This is a genomic window from Paenibacillus tianjinensis (assembly GCF_017086365.1).
Taxonomy (GTDB): Bacteria; Bacillota; Bacilli; order Paenibacillales; family Paenibacillaceae; genus Paenibacillus_AQ; species Paenibacillus_AQ tianjinensis.
Window position 1 is genome coordinate 5,269,568 of record NZ_CP070969.1, and the last position, 18,406, is coordinate 5,287,973.

Genomic DNA, 18,406 nt, shown 5'->3' on the forward strand with positions numbered 1-18,406 from the left:
TTTTCTTTGTATTTGGCCTGAAGCCATGGTAAAGTGAATTACGAAAAGCGTGGCGCCAGCGGCTCCACAGCTAACATTAAACTTAGGAGGGCTGCAACATGAAACCACTGCAAATTTCACCGGAAACAGCGATCACCCTATCCAAACAGCTGGGCGTTCCCCTGGAACACTTGATGCATATGCCTCAACATATTTTGCTGCAAAAAATCGCCGAATTATCCAAGAAGCAGAGTGAAGGTACTAGCGGAACAGAGGCATCACCTGAGAAGGGAACCGAATGATCCCTTTCAGCCATACCTGGCCTTATGACATTATTTATGGTGACCTGTATGTACAATATTGTCCATTCTGCAACGAGGAAAATGTGCTTTTGCCGATGAAGCCGAAGGAATTGCAGCTCGTGCGCGACGGCAAAAAAAAGCTGCTGGTTTTCCCCTGCTGCAGTACAAGCCCAACGGTCATCGATAATGACGCCGACTATCTGCTGTTTGACCGTGTTGTCCGCTGAGTTATCGGAATAAACAACTCAATAATACCGCTGTTAACAAGACAGCTGCTATAAAGCGCAAAAGAGGGCTCGCTCTGTTTTGCGCTTTTTTGTCTGCACATACCTGCACTCCGCTATCGGCTATAGATTGGGAATACTGTCCGGATCAACATTTTCACCGCGCATCTGTTCACGCAGCAGCGTCCATTGCTCACGGGCCGCCCGGATCATCGCAGCATCCATAATCCTCTGGTCATTGATCAGGCGCGAGAACCATTTCACTGCGTTCAAATACTCCCCTATTCGTCTGTTCAGCTCACCAATCAGAAACATCAGGCGGGCATCATTGCCGCCCATTCCGTCGTTCTCAAATACCTTGATATACTCATCCAGGGAATACCGCAGGAAACGCTGCTCCAGCGCCGTCTCGCCCTTATAACGGTACATCCAGGCGATATGGTGCAGATGGCTGGCAATAATCCGTTCCTTGTCCTGGATACATTGAGCGCATATCAGTGCAAGCTTGTAGGTTTCAAGAGCGGTTTCCCAGTTGCGTTTGCCGCCGAAATCGCGGTTCTTCCAACGGCTTCCTACCTGTTCGTTAAATGCTTTGCGCTGCCAGTCGGCCAGTTTGTCGGCTGAATTCTCCGTGGAGGCAAACCCACATTTCGGGCAGACGCGCACCACATAATAATCGGGGTTCTCATCTTTGTAGTAGGAGCAGAAATCTGCATCACGGCGTATGGCTCTTTTAAGGCTTGGGCGCACCCGTGAGGTGGAAAATTCATGTTCACAGTTGCTGCAAATTACGTTAATTGAATACAGGGGGACTAACTCTGTCAAATGCCCTCATCCTTTCGCGATCAACTACTCCTTATTCCTCAGGCATGTTGACAAAATGATGTGCGGGTCCAGCAAGCCGGCTCAAAACAAATGAACGGAGCGGTTCCTCTACACCGGTTTCCTCCAGCGCCTCTTTCATACAGTCCAGCCAATCTTCAGCACGCTCCGGTGTAATTGGAACATGCATATGTCTTGCTCTCATCATCGGATGGCCATGCTGCTGTGAGAATAGTGCAGGTCCGCCAAAAAACTGACTGAGAAATTGATACTGCTTTTCCATAACAGGAGTAATATCGGCAGGGAATAACGGGCTTAGCTGCGGATGAAGCTGCACCTTGGCATAAAACACTTCCACCAGACGGTGTAGTCCCTCAGCGCCCCCCAGGTTGTCATATAGACTAGCGTTTGGATTCATCGGAGGTTACCAGCTTTCTTCCATATTAATGTAAGGCTAAATTTATTATACCAAAAAAAAAGGCGCTAAACCTAAGTTTAGCACCTTGGGAGTTATTTAATAGGTCCTAAATTCCTCATCACCTGGAGGGACGAGCGAGACCCGGATAACATAGACAAAAGCACAAACGAGAACTCCGGCAACTACACTCATCACCATCACTCCATCCCTAATTATTAATATAAAAAAGGTGTGCATTAATTAATTTTATAATACCATAATTCAAGCTGAAAATCACAGAGAAATGTAATCGCTTTCCTAACTTTTTTGTGCTGTTTGTCCTACTTTCTGCATACATCTAACCATAGACGGGGAGGCGTTGCTTATGACTTTGAAAAAGCTGGGCGGACCGCTGCTGGGCCTGCTCCTGTCCGGCTGTATGCTGCTGATGCTGCTGCACCCGGCAAATACGCTTGCCGCAGCACTGCGCGGGCTGGCCATCTGGTGGGACGTACTGTTCCCTTCACTGTTTCCATTCTTCGTCATTTCCGAAATGCTGCTTGGCTTCGGGGTAGTGCATCTTTTCGGGGCTCTGCTCGATCCGCTCATGCGCCCGCTGTTCAATATCCCCGGCAGCGGCGGTTTCGTGGCCGCCATGGGATATGTATCAGGATATCCAGTCGGTGCCAAATTAACCGCAAAGCTGCGCGAGCAGCAACTGATCAGCCGGGTGGAAGGCGAGCGGCTGGTGGCCTTCACAACCTCCTCGGACCCGATTTTTCTGCTGGGTGCGGTATCGGTCGGCTTTTTTCATGATGCCTCCTTAGGGCTTGTGCTGGCACTGTCGCACTACGGCGGCGGATTGATTGTGGGTCTTCTGATGTCCTTTCACGGACGCCAGGACAAACCCGCTGCCGTTTCTACACTCCTTGGCGGGTCGCCCGGGCTGTCACAGGCTGCGGAGGGACAACGCGAAGGAAGGCTCCGCTTGGCGCTGAACTCCATGGCTGAGGCCCGGCGAAGGGACGGACGGAGTTTGGGCGAGCTGCTCAAAAGCGCAGTGCAGTCTTCACTGCAGCTTATTATTGTCGTCGGAGGCCTGGTTGTATTCTTCAACGTTCTAATGGAGCTGCTCACCCGCGCCGGAGTTATGTCAGCCCTGTTCAGCGTCCTTGGCAGCCTGTTGTCCTTCGCGGGTTTCCCGCCCGGGCTGTCGGCGGCGCTTGCCAGCGGTTTCTTCGAGGTGACGATAGGCGCCCGTTCAGCCGGTGAAGCCGTTGCCTCAGTACCCCTGCAGTTCAAAGCAGCGACGGCAGCCTTCATCCTCTCTTGGGGCGGATTATCGGTTCACGCCCAGGTAGCAAGCATACTGAATGGCTCAGGCCTGCGCTATCTGCCCTTTATGGCAGCAAGGCTGGTGCATGCCTTCCTGTCGGCGGTCTTGCTGCTCCTTCTCTGGAAACCTGTCGTTGGTTCCAGGCTGTCTGCAGGCTTCGGCTCTTTACCTGCTTTTACCGGATTCTCTTCTTCACCAGTCTCCGGCCTGGCCGCCAGCCTCGGTCTGCTGGGTGTGCTGCTGGGAGCAGCCCTGGTGCTGTCGCTGCTGGTCTGGCTGCTGCGAAAAACTCCGCTGCTCCGGCCGCGGCCCTAAGCAGACTATTAGGATCCCTTCAAGCATTTTGCACACCGCCGCGGCGATTCTTTACAGGTTCAAATATTGTGTTCCAGGTCAAGATTGATTATGATCGTTGTATGACTGAAACATACAAAGGAGCCTGTACATCTTGAGATATTATGTTCTGGACCGCGGAGACGAGTTGTCCATTAAACTTGCGGAGCAGTTTCACAAGCTGGCGGCGGAGCGTAACCTGGAGCTGGATGCAGAGTCTCCGGAAATCGTCATCTCCATTGGCGGAGACGGGACCATGCTGCATGCATTTCATACGTTTATCGATCAGATTCCCAATCTAGCTTTTGTCGGCGTGCATACCGGTCATCTGGGCTTTTATGCAGATTGGAAGGCAGAGGAGCTGCCTGCTCTGATCGACCATATGTGCGGAACAACCGATTTAGCACCACATCAGCCGCGTATCGTGCGCTATCCGCTGCTGGAGCTGGAAATTCACAAGAAATCCGGTACTACTTCCCACATTGCGCTTAATGAGTTCACTCTAAAGGGTGTTGACGGAACAGTGGTCATCCAGATGGATATCAATGATGTTACCTTCGAAATGTTCCGCGGGGACGGACTGTGCATTTCTACGCCGTCAGGCAGTACAGCCTATAACAAGAGCCTTGGCGGCGCAATGGTGCATCCTTCAATAGAAGCGCTGCAGATTGCCGAAATAGCTTCCATTAATAATCGGGTATTCCGTACGATGGGTTCACCTCTTATGCTGCCCAAGCATCATCACTGCGACATTTTTTCGCGGAAGGATCAGCGTCTTTTGCTGACGGTTGACCATAACAATATTCCTGTGGATGATCTGATTTCTGTCCGCTGCCAAGTATCCGACAAAAAAATAAGCTTTGCGCGGTACCGCCCGTTCCCTTTCTGGAACCGTGTCCGCGAAGCTTTTCTGATCTGAGGATCGGACTCACCTATGATTCACTAGCCGGGAAATGCAAGCAATCCCGGCTCTTTTATGCGCAGGTAAATTTTACAAACTTTTCTATTCTATCTGACATGAATTGATAGACAGAGAGAAAAATCAAATGGTATAATGAACCTATTTTACATAGTGTTGCTACTTAAAGGAGAGAGAAACTGTTGAAAAAACTATTGTCCTTAATTGGAGTAAGTCTACTGGCTCTCGTGCTTGCGGTCCCCGCTTTTGCCGCCGCCAAACCGATCTCCGTCTATGTCAACGGCAGCAGTCTTACCTTCCCTGCCGGCGCCCCATATCTTGATAATAACTCTGTTCTGGTACCTTTCCGGGTTGTTTTTGAGAAGCTTGGGATGCAGGTATTATGGGATGCCAAGACTGGAACGGTTACCGGTACCGGCGCTAATCTTACAATCAGCCTCAAAATCGGCAGCAACCGCGCTTCCGTTAACGGTATGGTCAAGAAACTGACCGTAGCCCCTGTTTCCAGCAAAGGCACCACCTACGTCCCGCTCCGTTTTGTAGCTGAGGCGACTGGCGGCACTGCGGTCTGGGATGCAGTTAACAGAAGTGTGAAGATCACCACAGCTGCCTCGACAGCAGCAAGCGATGAGAAAGCTATTACAGCACTCATTAAACAGGCCGTTCAATACTATAATGAGGAAAAAGCCGTCAGCTATTACTCCCTTGTGGATGACGGGGACAGCTATACGGATGAGGTCTCTTCCTTGAACGACTTTTTCCAGAATTATGATATGAAAACCACCATTGAGACTTTTAAAATCCTAAGTATTCAAGGTGATGAAGCTACTGTATACACCGTCGAGAATGAGATCCGGACTGGCGGATATTATATCCCGGATGAGAAAGTCGAATATCTGTACAATCTCGTCCGCGTCAATGGTGTTTGGAAAATTTCCGAAATCAATACACAGGACAAGACAGTACTGCTGACACGTGAACAAGGCATGAAATCCGCCAATATTCCGCAAGGCTATGCAACCACCATCAAGGACAATCTCGGCAAGTACTTCCAGGCAATGACCAGCGAGAACATCGATGGAACGATGGCCCAGATGAGCTCATACGGGGAAGAGTATGATGCCTCAAGCAAGGCGGATTTGCAGGATATTTTCGATAATTACGATCTTCAATACACACTGAATACTTCAAATATTTTTTACTATGCTTCAGATGAAGCCGCTGTTTATGCAGAAGTTACCGTGAAGGATGCTGGGACCGGGGAGATCTACGAACAGCCAATGCTCTTCCTGTTCTATCAATCGGAGACAGGAACTTGGACGATCGATGATTTCTACTATCTCGATTAGGCTGGCAGCAAGCTCGGAAGCATTGCCATCGCATTACCAAATAAACTCAAAGGGTGCATCCACTAATGAAATCACCTAAAGTGATCACTGCTGTTCTCAGCGGCTGTCTGGCACTGTCTGTCATCTTCTCGCCAGCAGCTCTGGCCGCCGACAGCACGCAGACCTCTTCGAATACCGATCTGATTAATGAAATCATGCAGTATTTAGAACAATATAATGTAGAAGGCGTAGATCAGGATACATTGATCCGCGGCGCGATTGACGGAATGGTTAACACACTGGAGGATCCTTACAGCACCTACTTTACCAAAGAAGAAGCCGCTGAGTTTGAGAGTATGGTTGATCTTGAATATGTAGGCATCGGTGTCAGACTGGTATATACTCCTGTTACTAAAGAGCTATATATTGAAGAGGTTATTGCAGGTTCACCGGCTCAGCAGGCCGGCCTGAAACGCGGGGACACCATCCTCAAAATCAATGGAGTTGCGGTAAGTGACACTGCGGGTGATGAACTCGCCGGCACCGCGGGAACGAAGGTATCCCTGCTCATCAGCAGAAACGGCGTTAGCAAAACCATCAGCGTGACTAGAAATGATATCACTTCGGCCTCAGTCACCGGTCATATCATTGGTGATCATACCGCCTATATCACGATTACCGGTTTCAGCCAGAATGCTGATGAAGAATTCTCTACAGTTCTAGACAGCATGCGGGCAGCCGGTATGAAATCAATGGTTCTGGATTTACGCGATAATACAGGCGGCTATATGGATTCTGCCTATAATATTGCTTCTAAATTCATAGATTCAGGGATTATGATGTACACCTCTGATCAAAGCGGCGCGCTGACTCCGGTAACGATTACTGCCGGCAGCAAAATTGGCGTACCGGTGGTTGTACTCACCAATGAATATACTGCCAGCGCTTCTGAAGCGTTGACAGGCGCCTTGCGGGACAACAAGCTGGCAACCATTGTCGGTACCCGATCTTACGGCAAGGCTCGGATCCAGAGCCTTCTTCCGGTCTCCAATGGTGATATGCTTAAGCTGACCACCATGAAATATCTGACGCCGAATAAAGAAGACTTCAACCATATCGGACTGGCTCCGGATATTGAAGTAGAGGGCTCCACGGCTCAGCTGATCACTGCCCTGCAGATTGCAGGTCTGACCAGCATCACCCTGGCCGGCGATAACCATATCCTGGACGTCAACGGTCATGCATTTGCCGGAAACCTGGGATTGGTGAAGCAGGGAAATAAGGTATATGCTTCGGCACGCGTTCTCGCAGCGCTTGTGGAAAGTGACATTACTTGGGATGCCAAAAACAAGAAGGTATTGCTCACGAACGGAGCCGGCAAAGCATTTGGCTTCACGCTGGCCTCCAAAGATGCCATTTCCAAGGACTATGAAACTTTGATTGAACTTGGTGCTTTCGCGAAGAAGTTTCCCGCGTTCACTTGGAGCTACAATGCTTCAACAAAACAATTGAAATTATCAGTTAAATAACATCTTCATCACACAGTAAAACGAAAAGAGCACCCCATCACACCATTTTAATGGCTGATGAGGTGCTCTTTTTGATAGACCGCCCTTAATTCGAAGGGTTTTGCGGCGGATTCGGAGCCTGGTTGTTCGAGTGATTCGAATGTTGGTTGTGCTGTCTGCCTTGAGACTCTTTATGGTTCTTCTTGCCCTGCGAGTCCTTATTCCGGTGATTCCGGCTCTGATGCTCGCGTACCGGTCTATCCTTGCTGGTATGCTCTCTGGAGGAAGCCCCTCCATTCGTTGAGGATTTGGCTGGAGCCTCCCGTTGTTCTCGGTTGGTTGCCGCTGTCTCTGCGGATTCCTCTAAGGACTCCTCTTCCGAGCCGGGTTCAGGAATTTCTTTGATCAGAATATCCTTAAAGGTACCCTCTTTCGGCAGTTCCTTCAGCTTATGCAGCACAAAATAGGCACAGCCAAAGTTGCAATACTCATTAATATAATCCACCATGCCGGAAATCGCTGTATCCCGGTTCACCTTAGGGTGATTGTCCCGGTAAAAGCCTTTTAAGCGCAGCTGGCTGTAGCCCCAGTCGCCGATGATATAATCGTAACGGTCCAGGACCTCGCTGTAACGCCCGCGGAATGCCTCCGGGTTCCAGCCGTCTTTATGATCGAGCATCAGCTCGTAGCCTTTTCCACCTATAACGATCAAGCGTGTGTCGCCTGCCTTTCATTTTATCTGAGGGGGAGCGTTGATGGAGCCTGTCATTCCGATGGATTTTGGATTTCCGGCCGCTGTTGTTGTCTGATTTCCTCGATTAAACCGCTAAGCGGTTGAAATCAGACAACAAAGGCGAACGCTGCCGCTCCTCCAATTCCAAAATCCCTCTCCATGACTCCCATCAACGGGGGTGGTGTAGCAAACCCGAAGGTTAGTTGATCGCTCCCGCTCCAACCCCCCACCTTTATTAACTTAAATCTTAAGTTTAAACACTTAAGACTAAACAAAAAATAATACTAATTGTGACTGTGTTACTGAGCATTTTGTTAAACCACAAAACCAAAATTAACAAAATAACCAAATAAACCTCTCTGAAATCCCCAAGCCTTACAGGCTCACAGAACGCTCCTCACGGGTCTTAGCAGCGGACTTGACCTGATCATGCGCATGATACGAGCTGCGGACAAGCGGCCCTGCCTCCACATGACTGAAACCGCGCTTCAGCCCCTCTTCCTTAAGCGCAGCGAATTCTTCCGGCGGATAGTATTTCACCACGTCCAAATGCTTGTCGGAAGGCTGCAGATATTGCCCTAATGTCAATATATCACAATCTACTGCCCGCAGATCATCCATGGCCTGCAGGATCTCGTCCCATTCCTCGCCTACGCCAAGCATGATGCTCGATTTGGTCGGAATATCCGGCTTCATCTCCTTGGCCCGGCGCAGCAGCTCCAGGGACCGGCGGTACTTGGCTTTTGCCCGTACACGGTCAGACATCCGCTCTACGGTTTCGATATTATGATTCAGGATATCCGGGCGGCTGTTCATAACAATCTCCAGACTCTCCCGGTCTCCGAGAAAATCAGGAATCAGCACTTCCACACTGCATAGCGGAAGCCGCTTGCGGATAGCCGCCACGGTCTCGGCAAAGATACTGGCGCCTCCATCCTTCAGATCATCACGGGCTACGCTGGTTACTACACAATGCTTAAGCTTCATTCCTTCTGCGGCTTCCGCAACGCGTTCCGGCTCGAGAAGATCAAGCTCTGTAGGCTGGCCTGTATTAACAGCACAGAACCGGCAGGCACGTGTACAAATGTCACCGAGAATCATAAAGGTAGCCGTGCGGTTCGCCCAGCACTCATAAATATTCGGGCAGCGTGCTTCCTCACATACGGTATGTAAAGTTTTGGACCGCATCATGCCTTTAATATCCTGATAATTATCACCGGTCGTTAACTTAATTCTAATCCAGTCTGGCTTGGGCTGTTTGGCTGTTCGGTTAGTCAAAATAATAAACCCCGCTTTCACCTGAATATAAGTCTCATGGTTAAAAGTTGCTGCCTCATATTATAGCATGTGCAATAGGCAATTGCCTGTTTTTGTGAAATTTGCCTGACTAAATTTTATCTCCCCATTCAGGAGCTTTGGCAGATACGGATAAAAAACAGCTTTTTGCTCCAATCTATAACAAAAGCACCCGGCAGCTGCCTAAGCTAAGGCCGTTGCCGTTATTCCACGCCCGGATTATAGGAGGTAGTTATCATGCTTGCCTTGTTCAAAAAGACCCTACCATGGAGAACCGTATTGTGCCTGTCCGCAGCCGCAATGCTGTGGGGTGCAAGCCAGGCTGCCGCCGCTGAAGCCGCCCGGAGGGTCAACCCTCCTGCAGTCCAGTCCGGCAGCTCTTCCGCAGCAAGCATAGTAGACCCTGCGGCAGCGCGAAAAGAATTGTATGAGCAGATGAGTGCAGCCACCGGCATTCCCTGGTTCCGCTTCGCTGCGATTGATCAATACGAACGGACCATCGCCAAGAAAAAATCAACCGCAGATGCTTTAGCATCCTCCCGCATTACCGCCATCAGTATTCCTGGACCGGTATGGTCCGGCCCGCTGAATCCGGACCAGGCGGATACTTCTCCGGATTCGATCAGTTTCTTTGGCGGAATGGGGGTTGACGGTTCTGGAGATGGCCTAGCTGATTCTTCTAACGATGCCGATCAGCTCTACAGCATGGCAAGACATCTGCTGAAATACGGGAATTCTGCCAATGATTTCAGTATCGGCGTCTGGGAATATTATCATAACGGCCGTGCCGCCCAGCGGGTGGCCCAGTTTGCCAAGCTGTACGAGCATTTTGGACGGCTGGATTTATCCGGCAGCGCCTTTCCGCTGCCCCTCGGAAATAAATATGCTTACCGCAGCACCTGGGGCACAGGCAGAAGCTGGGGAGGTGCCCGCATTCATGAAGGAACGGACCTTTTTGCCCCTCAAGGCCTGCCTGTACGCAGCACCTGCTTCGGCATTGTTGAGACGAAAGGCTGGAACCGCTATGGCGGCTGGCGGATTGGTATCCGGGATATTGAAAACCGCTACCACTACTACGCGCACTTATCCGGTTACGATAAGTCGGTCACACGCGGAGATATTGTAACACCAGGCCAGATTATCGGCTGGGTCGGCAGCTCCGGCTACGGCAGCCCCGGCACTCAAGGCAAATTCCCTCCGCATCTGCATTACGGCATTTATCGTGACCGCGGCACTACGGAATGGGCCTTTGATCCATATCCGCTGCTGAAGCAGTGGGAGAATCAGGAGTACCGGGCGCTCCGGAAAAATAAGAAGAACAAATAAGCATTCTTGAACATGGCGGATTTCAGTACAGCAGCAAGCAGCCGAAGGGTTCAATCTCCGCGAGAATTCGGCCAGAATTCCGGATGGTTGCCCCGCTGAGCAGGTCGGTCATCACATTTTTGTCAGAATGGAGGCTGCATAGTTCAAGCTGGTAGGCGTTCGGAGAATTATTAATAATCACGCCGATCTTATCCTGTTCCCAGCGCCGGACAAAGCCAAGCACACCCCGCACTTCGTCTGTGAACCAGGGGCGGAAAGTACCCTTTTGCAGGATGGTATGCTGTCTTCTGAGGGCAATCAGCGTCTTGTACCATTCATGCAGCTCCGCATTCTGCTCCTGCGCCTGCCAGAGCATGGGTTTCCGGCAGTGCGGATCGGTCGCCCCCTCCATGCCAACCTCGTCTCCGTAATAAATCATCGGAATGCCGATATAAGTCAGCTGAAAAAAAACAGCCAGCTTCATCCGCTTAAGTGCCGTGCCTTCCCGGTCCCAGCCGCGTCCATTCTCCTTGCAGGCTGTCAGGAAGCGCTCTGTATCATGGCTTCCGAGCAGCTGGAACATGGCCGAGTTGGCCTGATCGTTGCATAGGGCTTCAGCATGAAGCAGCTGTTCCATAAAGCGCACCGGACCGCTCGCCTGCAGTGCAAAAAACTCCAGCACCGCCTCCCGCAGAACATAATTCATCCCGCCATCAAACTGATCTCCCCTTAGCCACGGGCCGGATGCATGCATAATTTCCCCAATCAGCAGCAGTTCGGGAAACTCCGCTTTCAGCTCCCGGCGCAGCCGTGTCCAGAACTGCGGATTCACTTCATTCGCCACATCCAGACGCCAGCCGTCAATTCCCGCTTCACGTACCCAATATTTGGCCACGGCAAGCATATAATCAGCTGTCTCGGGGTTATCCATATTCAACTTTGGCATAGAAGCTTCTGCTTTGGCGAAGGTTTCATAGGTAGGAGAGGGAAGCTGACGGACCGGGTAGGAACGGATAAAAAACCAGTCTTTATAGCGTGAATGCTCACCATGCTCCAGGACATCTCTGAACGCAAAAAACGTATCTCCCGCATGGTTGAACACTGCATCCAGCAATACTTTAATGCCATGGCGGTGCGCTTCTTCAACGAGTGCCTTAAGGTCGTCTATACTGCCAAAGGCCGGGTCAATCCGGTAATAATCCGAAGTATTATATTTATGTTCAGAAGGTGACTCGAAGATAGGGGTCATGTATATAGCCGTTACTCCCAGCTCCTGGAGATATGGTATTTTTTCGGTGATACCCTGCAGGGTTCCGTGGTTGAAGCTGCTGGGGTATATCTGATAGACAACAGCCCCGGTGCTCCATGACGGCAGCTTCAGCGCCTCGGGCCTGTGCATATAAGCATACTGAAAAGACCCGGCATGCTCTCTGTTTCCAGCCACTCCCCTCTCTCCGAACCATACATACTCACCTGCCGGATTCTGGGCATGAAATAAATATCTGCATTTACCGGTTTCCGTTAAAATGACGGCCTCATGAATCTCGTAGGCACCGGCAGAACCGATCCGTTCCATCAGCAGCGGCTGTTCACTGCCGGGTGAATCATAACGGTCAGAATGAATTACGGTACAGCATAACTGCTGGCCGCCTTGCACGAATAACCGCAGCTTCAATGCACCCGGGCCGGCGGGAAAAGCAAACGGATCTTCGGCCGTATGATAGAAAAACCAGTGTGTCGGCATATTTATACAGTCTCCTTTTGAAGGGATGATTAATCCGGTTCTATTGATAAAAATAACTATTTCCCGATGCTAGGAAACCGGTTTCCCTCAATCGAAATTAACATGTACTGGATATGTTGTCAATGTAATTCAGACGTATTCCATACAACAAAAGCCTATTCCACAGACTGATGTGAAATAGGCTCATCGTGGGGGATACCGCTGTTCCCCAAGTTCCATGCTCGTCATGAAGCTCCCGAGCTTTCAATGAATTGCAGCACTTCGTTCATAACCCGCTTACTGTCGTTGCAATGGCAGACCATATGGCCGCTTTTTTCTATCATGAGCACCTGCTTGCGTTCGGAGGGAATAGCCTGCTTAAGAAAGCCTGCGCTTTTGGTCTTTACCAGATGGTCCCTTTTGCCCTGCACGATCAGGGTGGGGATTGTTATTTGCGGGTAGATGTCAAAGCTCTCACGGACGAGCCGCTGAAACTCCCGGGTAGCCTTTGCCGGTGTGGAGCCGAATTTGCTGAAGTAATTCTTAAGCATGGTCAAACTGCCCAAGGTTCTCAGAATCTCCAGCGGATTCAGCGGGAATACAGGCGTTGACAGCAGTGTGAGTGATTGGATACGGGCAGGATATTGCACAGACAGATGGGAGGCGATCAGCGCACCGGTGGAAAAACCGATAAGATGAACCGCCTCATATTCTTCAAGCAGCTTATTCAATTCATCTTCAGCACTTTTCTGCCAGTCAAACCGGTCTGACTGCAGCAGATCCTGTCTGCTGCCGCCATGGCCCTTCAATGTAAACGTCCGGGAATGGTAATTATGCTGCTCCATAAACTGTGACAACGGGGAGATTTCATATTCGCCGCCGGTGAAGCCGTGAATGAATAAACAGCCGTTCATGACCTGTCCTCTTTTCCTATAGTGGATATACCGCAGAGTTTGAGTTATGCGGCTTATTTTATCCATTTATTGAAAATTAAACCTTAACGGTATAATCGTCAAGGTTTAATTCAGGGTTACTCCCCTCCGCCCGCATCTGTGTTGCTGTTCTCCGCATTCCCCGCGTTTCCTGAATTCCCGCTGCCGGAAGACGGTATGTCTGCAGAACCGTTGCCCTGATCCGCGCCTGTTCCGCTTTCCCCGGCATCTGCCCCGTTATCCGTTCCCCCGGTCTTGGCTCCGGACTGTTCAGGCGCCGGAATTGCAATCCCCGGCGCGTTGCTGCCGTTCTCTCCGACAGGCCTGCCCTGGTTGTCGTAATAATACATCGGCACATCTCCCACAACCATCAGATAGGACACAGGAATTTCTGTATCCACCACCTGCGGCTCCATATCAAATGGAACGACGACGGCGACTTCGGTAACGATATGAATGTATACCTCGACGAGAATCATATTAATGCCCGCATTTTTCTGGCGGGTATTCAGCTCTACCTTCACCGCTCCCTGCGGTTCAATCTTAATCGGAACATCGGGACCGAAGGAGGCAATAAGCGGACTGTCCAGCGCCTGGCCGAGCGGAATATGCTCTGTCCGGTTATGCAGCTCCTGCAGCGTGGACTGGATGACCTCTGCCGCCTGTGAAGTTATCCGCATATGCTCTCTGTAATTAAGCATGAAGCCTGAGATTTTGCCATTCTTATCCGTTTTCCAGTCGATCAGCGCCTCCGCGTCCCCCCCATCGGCAACCTGGGAGGTAATCGCCTTGTTAATCGATTCCGTGGCGATTTGCTTTACCCTGATCTGGGCCAGATGGATGATCGGCGGACGCAAATGCTTCTCCACATAACGCAGGCCCTGCAGCACACCCAGTACCAGCACAAGGCTCAGAATGAGCCAGAAGCGCCCCCGCCTGCGCGGACGCGGTGCAGCTCCGGCGCTGCCCCCATTCCTGCCGCCGCTGCTGCCCGGCAGCCTGAACAGCTTCCCGCTGCCCCGGACTCCGCCGGTCATGCCCTGGCCGGACAGCCGGCTAGCGGAGCCCCGCGGTCTTGCCTTAAAGGCCGGACTGCGCCCCGCCTGACGCGTAGTTCCCGCTCTCGACGGCTTCGCCTTGAATGCCGGGCTGCGCCCTGCCGGTCTCGGCAAGCCATGCAAGCTTACCTTCGGCAGCCGCAGGCGGCCAAGGTTCGGCATCACGGCTCTCCGGCTTCCCCATTTACGAATTCTGCCCATGTTATGTTCGTCCCTCCCGATATCCCTGCGGTCAAGCCGCCTCTAATTACTATAGGGTATTCAGACAGGGGGCAAAAAAGAAGAACGTCCCTCCAGTGCAGGCACTGTAAGAAACGTTCTTGTACGATGATTAATAGGGTGCTACTCCATCCGTTTCCGCTTATCCTCCTGCAAATGTCCCCAGTGGAAACGCACAAAGATTCCGAGCAGAACCGCGATGAATACCGCATACCAGAGCAGGAACCCGTTCCATTCCTCCCGCGGGACAATAAGGGAAGAACCAATCGTTCCAAACAGCCAGATGTAGGACAGGTTGCCAAGCACCGTGCCCCAGATATAAGCCCGGGCTTTAATCGGCGAGACCGCGGCCATGAAATTAATAATATTGCTGGGCATAATGGGCACGGTACGCAGCAGGACCAGTGTCCAGATCCCGTACCGGTCGAGATAACGCTGCCACTTGTCATAACGCTTCAGCTTGGAGCGCCATTTCCGGTCGAACCAGCCAAACAGGTATCTGCGAAACAGGAAATAAACAAGCACCGAGCCTAAATTGCAGGCCATCCAGCTGACGAGCATCCCGCCAATGATATTAAATTCGGATACATGCAGAACAATCAGTACAGCCAGCGGAAAAAACCCGAATAAACTCTGCAGCAGGGTAAGAGGAATCGTCGCCAGTAAAATGTAGGGACCGCTCAGGCCCAGACTTTGCAGCAGCCAATCAATCCAGTTGTTTATGATCTCTGTCATGGAGCTGTCTCCTTTCTCGGCTATTGCTTCATCAGCTCCGCTAAGTACTTATATATGGTTTATTTTTCAAGAAAAACACCCCTTACGGGGTGTTTATTGAACAAGGATTATATGGTGCGTATGAAAATGTATGTAAAGAACAATCACGGCTAAAAAACAGGTTCACCGTCACCTCAGGGACGGTTACAATTTTGTAGCCATATATTCTTTTCATCATAGCATACATTTTCAACTGCTGCAAAAGCGGACAAGCCGCCCGGTTATGCTATTCTTGTGCCTGAACAGTCCAGCTTTCCACCTGATCGGCATGCTCTTCCACCCAGCTCTTGGCTGCATCTTCCGGTGCTGCTCCGGCCTGAATATCAACCATAACCTGTTCCATATCTTCAGGCGTCCAGTTGAATTGATCCAGGAATTGATACACCTCCGGCATATCCTCCGCTAGGCCCGTACGCACCATAGTATGGATCTCCTCGGCTCCCCCGTATACACCTTTAGGGTCTTCCAGATATTTCAGGTCCATATTGGCGAACATCCAGTGCGGGGTCCAGGCCGTCACTACAATCGGCTCATTGTTCTGATACGCTTTTTCCAGCTCCTGAACCATTGCCGCCGATGAGCTTTCGAGCAGTGTATAATCGCTCAGGCCATAGTCTGCGATAGCCTGCTCTGTAGACATCATAATCCCGGCTCCCGGCTCAATGCCGACAATCCGGCCCTGCAGCGTTCCGGCCAATGCACTGTTCTTCAGATCTTCAATCGAGTTGATATCCACATACGTCGGAACAGCAAGGCCGGTCTTTGTGCCCTCCAGATTCGCGCCCAGATCTTCCATTTTATCGCCGTATTGTTCCAGATATGAAGCATGTGTGCCGGGCAGCCAGGCTGCCACCATCGCATCGGCACTTCCGTCAGCGACACCTGCCCACATCGGGCCGGCATCCACCTGCAGCATCTCCACGCTCATCCCGAGCTTCGACTCCAGCACTTCCTTAACAACATAAGTGCTGGCAATCTCCGAATCCCAGGCCACGTAAGCCAGCTTCACCGTTTTCCCGCCGCTTGATTCGGATGAACATCCGGCCAAGACAGCTACCAGCAGCACTGTTAGCAGTAATCCTATACTTTTTTTCTTTATCAATCTCATCACACTCCTATGATTGTTTGGGTTTGAACAGCTTCTGTGTCAGGCGGTCGAGCAGAATCGCAATGATGACGATCGCAATACCCGCTTCAAAGCCCGCTCCGGTCTTCGCCTGTGATACCGCCCGGTATACGTAGGCTCCTACGCCCTGCGCACCGATCATCGAAGAGATGACAACCATGGACAGTGACAGCATAATCGTCTGGTTAATGCCGGCCATTATGGTCGGCAGGGCAATTGGCAGCTGAAGCTTGAACAGCTTCTGGCCTGGCGTAGATCCGAAGGCATCCGCCGCTTCTACCAGCTCAGGCGATACCTGCCGAATTCCCAGATTCGTTAGCCGGATCGTTGGCGGAATCGCAAATATAATAGAAGCAATCACTCCGGGAACGACGCCCAGCGAGAAAAAGGATACCGCAGGCAGCAGATACACAAACGCAGGCATGGTCTGCATAAAATCGAGCACCGGAGTCACAATATTCTGCACCGTCTTGCTCTGGGCACAAAGCACGCCGACCGGAACGCCGATCAGTACAGCCAGTACCGAGGCGGTCAATACCAGCGCCAGCGACTGCATAGACGGGCTCCACAGGCCGAGATTATCAATCAGCAGCAGCCCGATCACCGCAAACAGCGCCATACGCCATTTGCCGATCCAATAAGCAAGCGCGGCTATAATAATAGTCAGCACAATCGCCGGAAGAAAGGTCAAGGCCGTTTCAATCCCGGTGACCATCCCGCCGATAATAGCGTGAATCAGGTCGAACAGCGGACCGAAGTAAGTCATCAGCCAATCCTCGATCCACTCTACGCCTTTACCTATAGGAATTTTGGGAATATTCATGAGTTTGTACCTCCTTCCGGAACCGCGTTGCCGGCCAGTGCAGACAGCACGGCCCCTTTAATGACAATCCCCTTGAGCCGGTCATTCTCATCGACCACTGCAACGGGCAGATGAGTCTCCGACATTAGCTCAAACAGGTCATTCAGCAGGGTATCCGGGCCGACACGGGGAATTTCCCGCTGCAGTACTTCAAGAATGCTTTTATTTTCTTTCAGCGCTCTTGAAGCATCGTCCGCCGTAAGCACACCCTGCAGCTTCATTTCATTATTCGCCACGTACAGGCTGGATACGCCGCTGTCCCGCATGAGCTGCAGGGCAACCCGGGGTCCACGCTCCGGACGTATCATTTCCGGCTGGCGCATGACGTGGGAAGCGGTCAGTACTTTGGACAAATCCACATCCTCGACAAACCGTTCTACATATTTGTTGGCCGGCTGAATAAGAATTTCTTCCGGTGTGCCGATCTGCACAATCACGCCATCCTTCATCAGGGCAATCCGGTCGCCGATGCGCAGCGCCTCATCCAGATCATGGGTGATGAAGACGATCGTCTTCTTCACTCTGGCCTGCAGCTCCAGCAGCTCCTGCTGCATATCCTTGCGGATCAGCGGATCAAGCGCACTAAAGGCTTCATCCATCAGCAGAATATCGGGATCATTGGCAAGTCCCCTGGCAAGGCCCACACGCTGCTGCATGCCGCCGCTAAGCTGATCAGGGCGGTGGTTCTCCCAGCCTTTCAGGCCTACCAGCTCCAGAGCCTCCATCGCAAGTCTGGTCCGCTCTTTTTTATCTACACCCTGCACTTCAAGGCCGTATTCGGCGTTGGCCAGCACCGTCCGGTGCGGGAACAGGGCAAACTTTTGAAATACCATACCGATATTTTTACGCCGGAACGTACGCAGCTCTTCGGAATTCATCTTGACTACATCCTTGCCTTTGAACAAAACCTGGCCCCCGGTGGGCTCAATCAGACGGTTCAATAAACGGACTAGCGTCGATTTGCCGCTGCCCGACAAGCCCATAATGACAAATATTTCTCCTTCGCCGATGCTGAATTCGGCCTTATTGACGCCAACCGTCAGTTTGGCCTCCCGGGCAATTTTCTCTTTGGACCAGCCTTGTTCCAGTAATGGAAGAGCCCGTCCTGCATCGTTACCGAATACTTTGGTAAGTTGCTTCACCTCTATAATTGCCATGGTGACCTCCTTTTCCCCTTATGTTATTCAGGTAGTTGCTTCTCACTAAGTGTAGCGGAGTTGTGAAAAGACA

18 protein-coding genes are annotated in these 18,406 nt (G+C 51.3%); 7 read left to right on the forward strand and 11 right to left on the reverse strand.

Going from position 1 to position 18,406, the window contains the following annotated elements:
• The first annotated feature begins 98 nt into the window (after window positions 1-98).
• Together JRJ22_RS24430 and JRJ22_RS24435 are read left to right on the forward strand one after the other, a co-directional pair.
• Window positions 99-281, forward strand: a complete 183-nt coding sequence (locus JRJ22_RS24430) for a YycC family protein (protein ID WP_206101911.1) — start codon at window positions 99-101, stop codon at window positions 279-281.
• Window positions 278-508 (forward strand): hypothetical protein, encoded by a 231-nt coding sequence (locus tag JRJ22_RS24435; protein ID WP_054942935.1) that lies wholly within the window; start codon window positions 278-280, stop codon window positions 506-508. The genes JRJ22_RS24430 and JRJ22_RS24435 overlap by 4 nt, the downstream gene beginning before the upstream one ends.
• Before the next feature lie 120 nt (window positions 509-628).
• Here JRJ22_RS24435 and JRJ22_RS24440 read toward each other — a convergent pair whose 3' ends face one another.
• Window positions 629-1,330, reverse strand: coding sequence for a DUF2225 domain-containing protein (locus JRJ22_RS24440; protein ID WP_206101912.1), 702 nt, complete (start codon window positions 1,328-1,330; stop codon window positions 629-631).
• 31 nt (window positions 1,331-1,361) lie between these two features.
• Window positions 1,362-1,745, reverse strand: a complete 384-nt coding sequence (locus tag JRJ22_RS24445; protein ID WP_206101913.1) for a globin domain-containing protein — start codon at window positions 1,743-1,745, stop codon at window positions 1,362-1,364.
• Between the two features lie 364 nt (window positions 1,746-2,109).
• On the opposite strand from JRJ22_RS24445, the gene ylbJ reads away from it, so the two are divergent.
• The 4 genes from ylbJ (at window position 2,110) to JRJ22_RS24465 (ending at window position 7,169) form a co-directional block, all read left to right on the forward strand.
• A complete protein-coding gene (gene ylbJ, locus JRJ22_RS24450) occupies window positions 2,110-3,375 on the forward strand; it encodes a sporulation integral membrane protein YlbJ (RefSeq protein ID WP_206101914.1) in 1,266 nt (421 codons plus the stop codon).
• Between the two features lie 133 nt (window positions 3,376-3,508).
• A complete protein-coding gene (locus JRJ22_RS24455; RefSeq protein WP_206101915.1) occupies window positions 3,509-4,312 on the forward strand; it encodes an NAD kinase in 804 nt (267 codons plus the stop codon).
• 182 nt (window positions 4,313-4,494) lie between these two features.
• Window positions 4,495-5,661, forward strand: a complete 1,167-nt coding sequence (locus JRJ22_RS24460; RefSeq protein WP_206101916.1) for a copper amine oxidase N-terminal domain-containing protein — start codon at window positions 4,495-4,497, stop codon at window positions 5,659-5,661.
• Between the two features lie 65 nt (window positions 5,662-5,726).
• A complete protein-coding gene (locus tag JRJ22_RS24465) occupies window positions 5,727-7,169 on the forward strand; it encodes a S41 family peptidase (RefSeq protein ID WP_206101917.1) in 1,443 nt (480 codons plus the stop codon).
• Between the two features lie 85 nt (window positions 7,170-7,254).
• On the opposite strand, the gene JRJ22_RS24470 is transcribed toward JRJ22_RS24465, so the two are convergent.
• Window positions 7,255-7,860 (reverse strand): YutD family protein, encoded by a 606-nt coding sequence (locus JRJ22_RS24470; RefSeq protein ID WP_206101918.1) that lies wholly within the window; start codon window positions 7,858-7,860, stop codon window positions 7,255-7,257.
• 396 nt (window positions 7,861-8,256) lie between these two features.
• Window positions 8,257-9,159 carry a lipoyl synthase gene (gene lipA, locus JRJ22_RS24475; RefSeq protein ID WP_206101919.1) on the reverse strand — a complete coding sequence of 301 codons (903 nt, stop codon included), beginning with the start codon at window positions 9,157-9,159 and terminating at the stop codon, window positions 8,257-8,259.
• A 255-nt stretch (window positions 9,160-9,414) separates the two neighbouring features.
• Between lipA and JRJ22_RS24480 the strand changes: the two genes are divergently transcribed.
• Window positions 9,415-10,503, forward strand: coding sequence for a M23 family metallopeptidase (locus JRJ22_RS24480; protein ID WP_206101920.1), 1,089 nt, complete (start codon window positions 9,415-9,417; stop codon window positions 10,501-10,503).
• Between the two features lie 22 nt (window positions 10,504-10,525).
• Here the strand turns inward: JRJ22_RS24480 and JRJ22_RS24485 are convergent, their stop codons facing one another.
• The 7 genes from JRJ22_RS24485 to JRJ22_RS24515 form a co-directional block, all read right to left on the reverse strand.
• Window positions 10,526-12,226 (reverse strand): alpha amylase N-terminal ig-like domain-containing protein, encoded by a 1,701-nt coding sequence (locus JRJ22_RS24485; RefSeq protein ID WP_206101921.1) that lies wholly within the window; start codon window positions 12,224-12,226, stop codon window positions 10,526-10,528.
• Between the two features lie 224 nt (window positions 12,227-12,450).
• Entirely contained in the window at window positions 12,451-13,119 is a 669-nt protein-coding gene (locus tag JRJ22_RS24490; RefSeq protein WP_206101922.1) for an alpha/beta hydrolase, read from the reverse strand.
• A 116-nt stretch (window positions 13,120-13,235) separates the two neighbouring features.
• Window positions 13,236-14,396 carry a sporulation protein YunB gene (yunB, locus tag JRJ22_RS24495; protein ID WP_332461344.1) on the reverse strand — a complete coding sequence of 387 codons (1,161 nt, stop codon included), beginning with the start codon at window positions 14,394-14,396 and terminating at the stop codon, window positions 13,236-13,238.
• 141 nt (window positions 14,397-14,537) lie between these two features.
• A complete protein-coding gene (locus JRJ22_RS24500; protein WP_206101923.1) occupies window positions 14,538-15,149 on the reverse strand; it encodes a TVP38/TMEM64 family protein in 612 nt (203 codons plus the stop codon).
• Window positions 15,150-15,414: 265 nt separating this feature from the next.
• The gene (locus tag JRJ22_RS24505) at window positions 15,415-16,290 is read right to left on the reverse strand and encodes a glycine betaine ABC transporter substrate-binding protein (RefSeq protein WP_232380944.1); all 876 of its coding nucleotides are present in this window, start codon (window positions 16,288-16,290) and stop codon (window positions 15,415-15,417) included.
• Between the two features lie 13 nt (window positions 16,291-16,303).
• On the reverse strand, window positions 16,304-17,137 hold the full coding sequence (locus JRJ22_RS24510; RefSeq protein WP_206101925.1) for an ABC transporter permease: 834 nt from the start codon (window positions 17,135-17,137) through the stop codon (window positions 16,304-16,306).
• On the reverse strand, window positions 17,134-18,333 hold the full coding sequence (locus tag JRJ22_RS24515) for a quaternary amine ABC transporter ATP-binding protein (RefSeq protein WP_206101926.1): 1,200 nt from the start codon (window positions 18,331-18,333) through the stop codon (window positions 17,134-17,136). The genes JRJ22_RS24510 and JRJ22_RS24515 overlap by 4 nt, the downstream gene beginning before the upstream one ends.
• Between the last annotated feature and the right edge of the window lie 73 nt (window positions 18,334-18,406).

Bases quoted from the DNA above. Each gene is read 5' to 3' on its own strand.
- JRJ22_RS24430 (WP_206101911.1), top strand. From the start codon at position 99: ATGAAACCACTGCAAATTTCACCGGAAACAGCGATCACCCTATCCAAA.
- JRJ22_RS24435 (WP_054942935.1), top strand. From the start codon at position 278: ATGATCCCTTTCAGCCATACCTGGCCTTATGACATTATTTATGGTGAC.
- JRJ22_RS24445 (WP_206101913.1), bottom strand. From the start codon at position 1,745: ATGAATCCAAACGCTAGTCTATATGACAACCTGGGGGGCGCTGAGGGA.
- ylbJ (WP_206101914.1), top strand. From the start codon at position 2,110: ATGACTTTGAAAAAGCTGGGCGGACCGCTGCTGGGCCTGCTCCTGTCC.
- JRJ22_RS24465 (WP_206101917.1), top strand. From the start codon at position 5,727: ATGAAATCACCTAAAGTGATCACTGCTGTTCTCAGCGGCTGTCTGGCA.
- JRJ22_RS24480 (WP_206101920.1), top strand. From the start codon at position 9,415: ATGCTTGCCTTGTTCAAAAAGACCCTACCATGGAGAACCGTATTGTGC.
- JRJ22_RS24485 (WP_206101921.1), bottom strand. From the start codon at position 12,226: ATGCCGACACACTGGTTTTTCTATCATACGGCCGAAGATCCGTTTGCT.
- JRJ22_RS24490 (WP_206101922.1), bottom strand. From the start codon at position 13,119: ATGAACGGCTGTTTATTCATTCACGGCTTCACCGGCGGCGAATATGAA.
- yunB (WP_332461344.1), bottom strand. From the start codon at position 14,396: ATGGGCAGAATTCGTAAATGGGGAAGCCGGAGAGCCGTGATGCCGAAC.
- JRJ22_RS24500 (WP_206101923.1), bottom strand. From the start codon at position 15,149: ATGACAGAGATCATAAACAACTGGATTGATTGGCTGCTGCAAAGTCTG.
- JRJ22_RS24510 (WP_206101925.1), bottom strand. From the start codon at position 17,137: ATGAATATTCCCAAAATTCCTATAGGTAAAGGCGTAGAGTGGATCGAG.
- JRJ22_RS24515 (WP_206101926.1), bottom strand. From the start codon at position 18,333: ATGGCAATTATAGAGGTGAAGCAACTTACCAAAGTATTCGGTAACGAT.